Annotated in this window: 8 protein-coding genes; 4 read left to right on the top strand and 4 right to left on the bottom strand. The window is 76.1% G+C overall.

The window, feature by feature from the left end:
• Nucleotides 1-963, top strand: a 963-nt coding sequence (locus E1291_RS36610; RefSeq protein ID WP_131742639.1) for a sensor histidine kinase, incomplete at its 5' end; no start/stop codon positions are given.
• Between the two features lie 12 nt (nt 964-975).
• On the opposite strand, the gene E1291_RS36605 is transcribed toward E1291_RS36610, so the two are convergent.
• On the bottom strand, nt 976-1,179 hold the full coding sequence (locus E1291_RS36605) for a CGNR zinc finger domain-containing protein (RefSeq protein WP_306434499.1): 204 nt from the start codon (nt 1,177-1,179) through the stop codon (nt 976-978).
• Between the two features lie 264 nt (nt 1,180-1,443).
• On the opposite strand from E1291_RS36605, the gene E1291_RS36600 reads away from it, so the two are divergent.
• Nucleotides 1,444-1,887, top strand: coding sequence for a MarR family winged helix-turn-helix transcriptional regulator (locus tag E1291_RS36600; RefSeq protein ID WP_131742638.1), 444 nt, complete (start codon nt 1,444-1,446; stop codon nt 1,885-1,887).
• 191 nt (nt 1,888-2,078) lie between these two features.
• A complete protein-coding gene (locus E1291_RS36595; RefSeq protein ID WP_131742637.1) occupies nt 2,079-2,597 on the top strand; it encodes a hypothetical protein in 519 nt (172 codons plus the stop codon).
• A gap of 60 nt (nt 2,598-2,657) precedes the next feature.
• Here E1291_RS36595 and E1291_RS36590 read toward each other — a convergent pair whose 3' ends face one another.
• Entirely contained in the window at nt 2,658-3,446 is a 789-nt protein-coding gene (locus tag E1291_RS36590; protein WP_131742636.1) for a DUF899 family protein, read from the bottom strand.
• 129 nt (nt 3,447-3,575) lie between these two features.
• On the opposite strand from E1291_RS36590, the gene E1291_RS36585 reads away from it, so the two are divergent.
• Nucleotides 3,576-4,163: a TetR/AcrR family transcriptional regulator gene (locus tag E1291_RS36585; protein WP_131742635.1), complete on the top strand. Its 588-nt coding sequence runs from the start codon at nt 3,576-3,578 to the stop codon at nt 4,161-4,163.
• Nucleotides 4,164-4,276: 113 nt separating this feature from the next.
• Here the strand turns inward: E1291_RS36585 and E1291_RS36580 are convergent, their stop codons facing one another.
• A complete protein-coding gene (locus E1291_RS36580; RefSeq protein ID WP_131742634.1) occupies nt 4,277-5,365 on the bottom strand; it encodes an NAD(P)/FAD-dependent oxidoreductase in 1,089 nt (362 codons plus the stop codon).
• A gap of 189 nt (nt 5,366-5,554) precedes the next feature.
• Nucleotides 5,555-7,522, bottom strand: a 1,968-nt coding sequence (locus E1291_RS36575; protein ID WP_442316400.1) for an ATP-binding protein, incomplete at its 5' end; no start/stop codon positions are given.

Here is a 7,522-nt window from a genome sequence, read left to right as displayed (position 1 = left end):
GCCCCGGCCGCGCTGCCGACGCGCGCGCCGATCGCCCGCGCCGCCGCGGGACTGGAGCCGCAGGTCGGCCGGGAGCGGATCGCCGGGCGCACCTACCTCGTCCACACCCAGCGGCGCGGCGACACCGTCGTCCAGGTGGCGATGGACCTGCGCTACCAGGCCGCCGAGCGGCGGCGCCTGCTGCGCACCCTGGCCGGCGTCGAGGCCGCCGGGCTGCTGGCGGCGCTGCTGATCGGCCAGTTCGCCGCGCGGCGCGCGATCGCGCCGCTGGGTGAGGCGCTCGCCCGGCAGCGCCGCTTCACCGCCGAGGTCAGCCACGAGCTGCGCACGCCGCTGACCCGGCTGCACACCCGTACCCAGCTCCTGGCCCGGCGGCTGCGGGGCGGCACCGACGTCGGGCCCGAGATGGAGCAGCTGGTGGCGGGCACCCGCCAGCTCGCCGAGGTCGTCGAGGACCTGCTGCTGTCGGCCGAGCTCGGCCGTCCCGGCCGTCCCGGCCGGCCGTTCCCCCTCGTCGACCTCGCCGTCCTGGCCGAGGAGCAGGTCGCGGCGGAGGCCCCGCGCGCCGCCGCGCGCGGGGTGACGATCGAGGTCCGCCGGCAGGGCGCCGTGCACGTCGTGCGGGGCGCCGAGTCCGCGCTGCGCCGGGTGATCTCCGCGCTGCTCGACAACGCCCTCGGCCACACGGCCGGGCACATCTGGCTGACGCTGTCGGCCGGCCCCGAGACCGTCCAGGTGACCGTCCAGGACGACGGCGCGGGCCTGGACGGCCGCGACACCGAGCGGCTGTTCATCCGGTACGTGCGCGGGGAGCGCGCCGAGCCGCGCGGTTTCGGTCTCGGCCTGGCCCTGGCCCGCGAGGTGGTGGACGGCCACGGCGGGACGATCACGGCGCACTGCCCGCCGGGGACCGGGGCCGTGTTCACCGTCCGCCTTCCCGCCGCCCGTTCGCGCTGCGACTGAGGTGCCCGCGGGTCACCCCTCGGCGACCCGCCGGGCGCGCAGGGCGCGGAGCTTGTGGCGGTTGCCGCAGCGTTCCATGGCGCACCAGCGCCGGGCGCCGGGGCGGGAGGAGTCGACGAACACCAGCGGGCAGTCGCCGCTCGCGCATTCGCGGATCCGCCCGGACAGGGGCCCGGACAGCAGGTCGACCATCTCCCGCGCTACAAGCGGTGTCACTGACACCGTTCAAAGCGATGTCCTTTCAGGGGAGGCGGCACGTGGGCGGGGCGGTGGCCGCTTCGCCGCCGTCCTGCCGGCCTCCGGCAACGTCTCGCCGCGCGTCGCCGCGTCCGACGACCGGGGCAGCGGGATCGACCAGCGCATCATCCGCGCCTACCGCGTCCACTGACGCCGCAAGCGTGAAACCCGGGAGGCCACCGGCACCGCCGGGGCCTCCCGGGCCGCGTCACGCACGGATCGGCGTGCGATAGGTTCCCCGGGGTGGACACCCCGGACGACGACCTGGACGCCGACGCCTTCGCCACGGCCATCGAGGACTTCAACCGCTTCTACATCCGGCTTCCGGTGCTGGAGAAGCTGCCGTTCACGACGCTGTCGGTCCTGGACACCCTGGCCACCGGGGGGCCGGTGCGCCTGACGGACCTCACCCGGTCCGAGCAGATCAGCCAGCCCGGCGTCACGCAGCTGGTGACCCGGCTGGAACGGGACGGGCTGGTCGAGCGCCGCCCCGACCCGCGCGACGGGCGCGCCGTCCTGGTCCACATCACCGAGGAGGGGCGGCGGATCGTCCGGGCCCGCCGTGACGACCGGGCCCGCCACCTCGTCCCGCTCATCGCGCGGCTGAGCGCCGAGCAGCGGCGGGCGATCGCCGGCGCCCTGCCCGCCCTTGGCCAGCTCGCCGAGCTCGGGCGCGGGGCCTCCTGAAGGACCGGCGCGGCCGGGAGCGGACGGCGGGGGCCCGTTTTTCCCGGTGCGTCAGCGAAGGGGTCCCGGCGCCGATACCGTGGCGGACGTCTCCAGCGGGTCACGAGACCGGCACCCGGTGACGGAGGCGTGGACGCGGATCGCGCGTCCCGCCCGTCGCCGCCGCGAGGCCGGGAAGGACGCTCATGACGATGACCGGCAACACGCTGCTGGCCTTCGGCGACTGGTGGGTGCGGCCCTGGTACGCCCAGTTGCAGATCAACGGCGGCGGCTCGCCGTCCGGGCCGCCTCCCGTCCGGCCGCCGCTCGGGGCCACCGCGTGCCGCGAGTCGACGCTGGTGATCCACACCAGCGGCTGTGACCTGCCGGTCCACGTGCGGGTCGAGGTGTGGGCCGGCGACCCGCTCACCGGTGACGCGCACGCCGACGCCGATCCGGCGACGCACACGCTGCACGTGCCGTCCGGGCGGCTGAGCGTCAGCGACTCCGAGGACGCGGCCGCGAGGGGCTTCGACCTTCCCTCCGCGGGCCACTACCGTGTGCGCGTCGCCGGGCACCACACCGACACCCGGCGGCTGTACGACGAGGCGGTGCGACGGTCGACCGACTGGGACGACCCCGTCTTCCAGTCCGAGGTCGCGCTGCTGACCGGGCGGGAGCTGTGGCTGCTGCGGGTGTGGCCGGTGCCGCGGCCGCCGGACGGGCGGTAGCGCGCCCTCCGCACCGAACCGCCGAATCGGCGGCGGGCGGCCGTCGTGGGGAGGTCGCGGTCAGGGGCGGGCGGTCAGGTCGTCGGACCGTCCCGCCCGGAGCCGCGACCACTGTGCGGTGGGGCGCCCGTTCAGCCTCGTGTTGGATCCGTCGACCCGCCATTCCTGCGGCCATCCGGGAGGCGAGTCCTCCCACGGCTCCCGGCGCCCGTACACGGTGAGGTCCATGAGCGCGTAGTTGTAGTCCACGACCTCCACGCCGCGGCGGGTCGTCCAGTAGGTCTCGTAGACGCGGTCGCCGTCGCGCAGGTAGCAGACGAGGTGCATCACGCCGATGCGGCGCCCGACGAGGAGCGCGTCGAGGGAGCCCTGTGCCGAGTACCAGGGCAGGTCCCAGCCCATGAAGTCGCGGTAGCGGCTGCTCTCCTCGTAGGGCCCCTGGCAGAGGACGGCGTAGGTGACGTCCCGGGAATGGAGGTAGGACAGTTCCGCGACCTGGGTGTTGTTCCATGTGCAGCCTTCGCACTGCTCGGCCGCGGGGTGCCCGTGGTGCCACATGAAGTAGTAGGCGATGAGCTGCCGCCGTCCCTCGAACGCGTCGAGGAGGGTGAGCGGCCCCCGGGGCCCGGTCAGTTCGAGGCCGGCGTCCATCTCGACCATGGGCAGGCGCCGCCGGGCCGCGGCGATCGCGTCGCCCTCCCGGGTGTGGGCCTTCTCCCGGGCGCGCAGCCCGTCCAGCTCGGCCTCGAAGGCGGCCCGGTCGACGGCCGCGGGCAGGCCCGGCGCCGTGGCGCGAGGTTCGCCGGCGGACACCGTCGATCCGCCGGGGCGCGTCGTCTCGTGCTCCATCGTCGTCTCCTCCAGAGGGGGCGGCGGCCCGCGGGGTCCCCGCGGACTTGAATGTTAAGGAACGATCCCTAACATTGAGCCTAGGGAATGATCTCCCCCAGGGCAACGTCCGAGGAGGATCGAAGGATCATGCGCAGGAGCGCCGCCGAGACCAGGGCCCACGTGCTCGCGGTGGCCGGGCAGCTGTTCTACCGCAACGGCGTCCGGGCCACCGGCATCGACCTCGTCGCGGCCGAGGCCGGGGTCGCCCCGACGACCCTGTACCGGCTGTTCGCGTCCAAGGAGGGGCTGGTCGGCGCCTACGTCGAGCGCGCCGACCATGACTTCCGGGCGGTGCTGGCGGACGCGGTCGAGGCGGCGGGGCCCGACCCGCGCGAGCAGATCCTCGCCGTCTTCGACGCCTACGGCCGGCAGATCCGCTCGGAGCGGTTCCGGGGCTGCCCGATGATGATGACGCTGGCCGAGTTCCCCGACCCGGGCGGGCGGGAGCATCGCGGGGCGGTCGACGGCAAGTCCTGGCTCCGCGCGACGCTGGGGCGGCTCACCGCCCGGCTCGGCGCCGGCGACCCGGCCGGGCTCGCCGACCACCTCACGCTGGTCGTGGAGGGCATGCTCGCCTCGGCGCAGGCGCTGGGCCCGGACGGTCCGAGCGCGCGGGGACGCGAGCTGGCCGAGATGGTCCTGGCGGCCGCGGCGCCGCGGCGGGACCGCCTCTGACGGGGTTCGGCGCCTGCGGGTCCGGGTTCACGGACGCGGGCCTCATGGCGCCGGTCCCCTGAGGCCCGGCGCCCGCCCGGCCGCAGGAGCGCGGCGGGCCTCAGGGGGCGAGCTCAGGCGAGGCCGAAGAGCTCGGTGAACCGTCCGACCAGCAGGTCCCTGCCCTTGTACTCGCTGACGGTCGCGGCGGGCAGGATGACCGGCCCGTCGGCGGAGGGGACCTGTCCCACTCCGGCGTCGGGTCCGAGCGGCAGCAGCACCGCGGGCACGGGTGAGGGTCGGTAGGCGGCGTCGGGCTCCTCGCCTCGCACCTGGGCGAGGATGTTGCGCGTCACGACCTCGGCGTGGTCCATCGCGTATCCCGCCATCTTGGGCTCGGCGAGGTCGGTGATGTCGCCCAGCGCGTAGACGCGGTCGTGCCCGCGCACGGTGAGGGCGGGGGTGACGCGGACCTGCCCGCGGGGCGTCCGCGCCGCGGCCAGGGACGCGGCGAGGTAGCCGCTGTCGACGCGGACGCCGTGGCAGCGGAACCAGATGTCGGCCGACAGGTCGCCCTTCGCCGTGGCGACGGTGAACTCCTCCCGCACGCCCGGATCGGACGGTGGCCGGGTGATCAGATGGGTGTCCAGCCGGAGGTCCACGCCCAATTCCTCCAGCGAGCGGTGCAATTCCTCGCGCAGTTGCGGGGCGAAGTCCGGCAGCAGCCGCGGGGCGGGGTCGGCGACGGTCACCCGCTTGTCCGGCCAGACCGCCTTGATCTCACCGGACAGTTCGAGGCCGACCGGCCCGGCGCCGAGGATCAGCACCCGCTCGGAGGCCAGCAGCTCCTTGTGGGTGAGGCGCAGCCGCTCCAGCGCCTCGTCGGTGGAGTCGGTGTCGGCCTTGGCCGGGTACGGGTAGGAGGAGCCGGTGGCCAGGACGACGAAGTCGGCGTCGACGCGCGCGCCTGAGGCCAGGGTGGCGCCGCCGGGGTCCACCGAGACCGCGCGGTCGCGGACGACCCGGCCGCGTCGCAGGAGGCGGTCATAGGGGAAGAAGATGGCGCCGGCCCAGTCGGGCCGGACGAGCGCGCGCAGGGCCCCCGAGGCGTGGTAGAAGGCGTCCTTCGGTTCGATGAGCACCACGTCGGCGTGGTCGTCCAGTGCTTTGGCGACCGCCGACCCGCCGTAACCGCCGCCGATGACCACCACGGTGCGTCCCATGTTCCATCACTCTCCATCATTCCCGCAGATTGATTCGTGACACGAACAATATTAGTTCGTGTGACGAACTGCAACGGGGAGGGGCGTGTTCTCTCGCGTCGCCGTGGCGGCTCGCCCGCGACCGGGCGCGAGCCGGCGCGCGGGCGGGGGGCGCGTTCTTCGAGGTGGGAGACGGAAAGGGCCGGGTCGTCACCCGGCGTCGGCGGCGACCGCCGGGGCGGTGCGGGCGCCTTCGCGGAAGACGGCGGTGAACTCGCTCTCGCCCAGGACGGCGACGGCCCCGGCCGTGATCCGGTCCACGTCGCCGCGTTCGGCGGGCGGGAGCGGGGCGCCGACGCCGCGGCGGGCCGCGTCGGCCGCGCCGAGCAGCAGGGCGGCACGGTGGGCGTCTCCGGCCCGCAGGCGGGCGCCTGCCAGCCCTTCCAGCGACAGGGCAAGCGCGCGCGGGTCCCCCAGGGAGCGGGCGATGTCCAGGCCGCGCCGGTGCAGCGCGGCGGCGCGGGCTCCGTCGCCGCGGAGCTCGGCGGTGAAGCCGAGCTCGGCGAACAGGAGGTGCTCCCCGATCTGGGACGAGTCGTACTCCTCGCGGATGCGGTCCAGGTGCGCCTGCGCGGTGTCCAGGTCACCGGCCCGGCGCGCGCCGAGGGCCAGGCCCATCAGCGCGTGCAGCTCGCCGTAGCGGTATCCCTGGTCCGCGGCGAGCCGGCCCGCCCGCTCGTGCAGGTCGCGCGCCCGGTCCCAGTCGCGGGCGAGCAGCGCCAGGCGGCCGAGGCCCGAGAGCCGCGCGGCGACCTCCGTGCGCAGGCCGAGCTCGCAGGCGATGGCCAGGCCCTCGCGCTGGCGGCGGCCGGCCTCGCCGTAGTCGCCGCGGATCTCGGCGAGGACGGCCAGCGGCGGCACCGTCTGCAGCTCGCCCCAGCGGTCGCCGGCCTCGCGGAACAGCCGCGCGGCGCGCCGGCCGTCGCGCTCGATCGTGGGGAGGTCGCCGCGCACCAGCGCGAGCATCGACCGCAGCCCGAGGGCGGCGGCGGTGCCCCAGCGGTCGCCCGCTCCGGTGAACAGGTCCAGCGCGCGGTCGTTGGCCTTCTCGGCGGCGTCGGGGTCGCCGGTGTGGAACAGCCCGAAGGCGTGCAGCCACAGCGCCCGGCCGCAGCGGACGGGGTCGGCGACGGCGGGGGCCGGGTCCTCGTCCGGGTCCGGCCGCTCCCCCGTGAGCTGCGCGAACGCCGTCCGCAGCACGCGGAGCTCGGCGGCGCCGGGGGCGGCGTCGAGCACCGCCGACAGGCTCTGGCGGGCCTCGCGCAGGCGGCCGCGCTTGAGCCACCACCAGCACAGCGCCGTGGCGAGGCGCACCGCCTCGCCGGGGTCGGGGCGCCGCAGGGCCTCCTCCAGCGCCGCGCCCAGGTTGGCGGACTCGGCGTCGAGCCGCTCGAGCCACTCGCGCTGCCCGCCGCCGCGCAGGTGCGGCTCGGCGCGTTCGGCGAGGCCGCGGTAGTGGGCCAGGTGCCGGTCGAGGGCGCCGGCGCGGTCGCCCGCCTCGTCCAGGCGTTCCATCGCGTAGGCGGCGACGGACTCCAGCAGCCGGTAGCGGGGTCCCGCCGGGCCCTCGGCCATGACGACCAGGGACCGGTCCACGAGCCGGGTGAGCAGGTCGAGGACGTCCTCGCCGCGCACCTCGCCGCCCGCGCAGACGGCCTCCGCCCCCTCGGGCGCGCAGCCGTCGCGGTGCACGGCGAGCCTGCGCAGCACGGCCCGCTCGGGCGCCCCGAGCGGCTCCCAGCTCCAGTCGATCATCGCGCGGAGGGTGCGCTGGCGTTCGGGGGCGCCGCGGCGGCCGTGGCCGAGGATCCGGAACCGGTCGCTCAGCCGGGCCGCCAGCTCCCGGGCCCCGAGCGTGCGGACGCGGGTCGCGGCCAGTTCGAGGGCGAGCGGGATGCCGTCCAGGCGGCGGCAGATCTCGGCGACGGCGTCGCGGTCTGCGGCCGGGGAGAAGCCCGGCGCGGCCGCGGCGGCGCGGGCGTCGAAGAGCCGGATCGCCTCGTCCCGCCCGAGCGGCTCGACCAGGTACACCGTCTCGCCCGCGACGCCGAGCGGCTCGCGGCCGGTGGCCAGGATCCGCAGGCCCGGCGCGCCGCGCAGCAGCAGCGCGGCCAGTTC

The sequence above is a fragment of the Actinomadura roseirufa genome (assembly GCF_900659635.1).
Taxonomy (GTDB): Bacteria; Actinomycetota; Actinomycetes; order Streptosporangiales; family Streptosporangiaceae; genus Spirillospora; species Spirillospora roseirufa.
Note: the sequence above shows the minus strand (reverse complement) of the source record. Positions and strands in the feature narration are given on the sequence as shown.

Excerpts from the sequence above, each read along its gene's own strand:
- E1291_RS36580 (WP_131742634.1), bottom strand. The coding sequence starts at position 5,365 with ATGGGACGCACCGTGGTGGTCATCGGCGGCGGTTACGGCGGGTCGGCG.
- E1291_RS36595 (WP_131742637.1), top strand. The coding sequence starts at position 2,079 with ATGACCGGCAACACGCTGCTGGCCTTCGGCGACTGGTGGGTGCGGCCC.
- E1291_RS36585 (WP_131742635.1), top strand. The coding sequence starts at position 3,576 with ATGCGCAGGAGCGCCGCCGAGACCAGGGCCCACGTGCTCGCGGTGGCC.
- E1291_RS36590 (WP_131742636.1), bottom strand. The coding sequence starts at position 3,446 with ATGGAGCACGAGACGACGCGCCCCGGCGGATCGACGGTGTCCGCCGGC.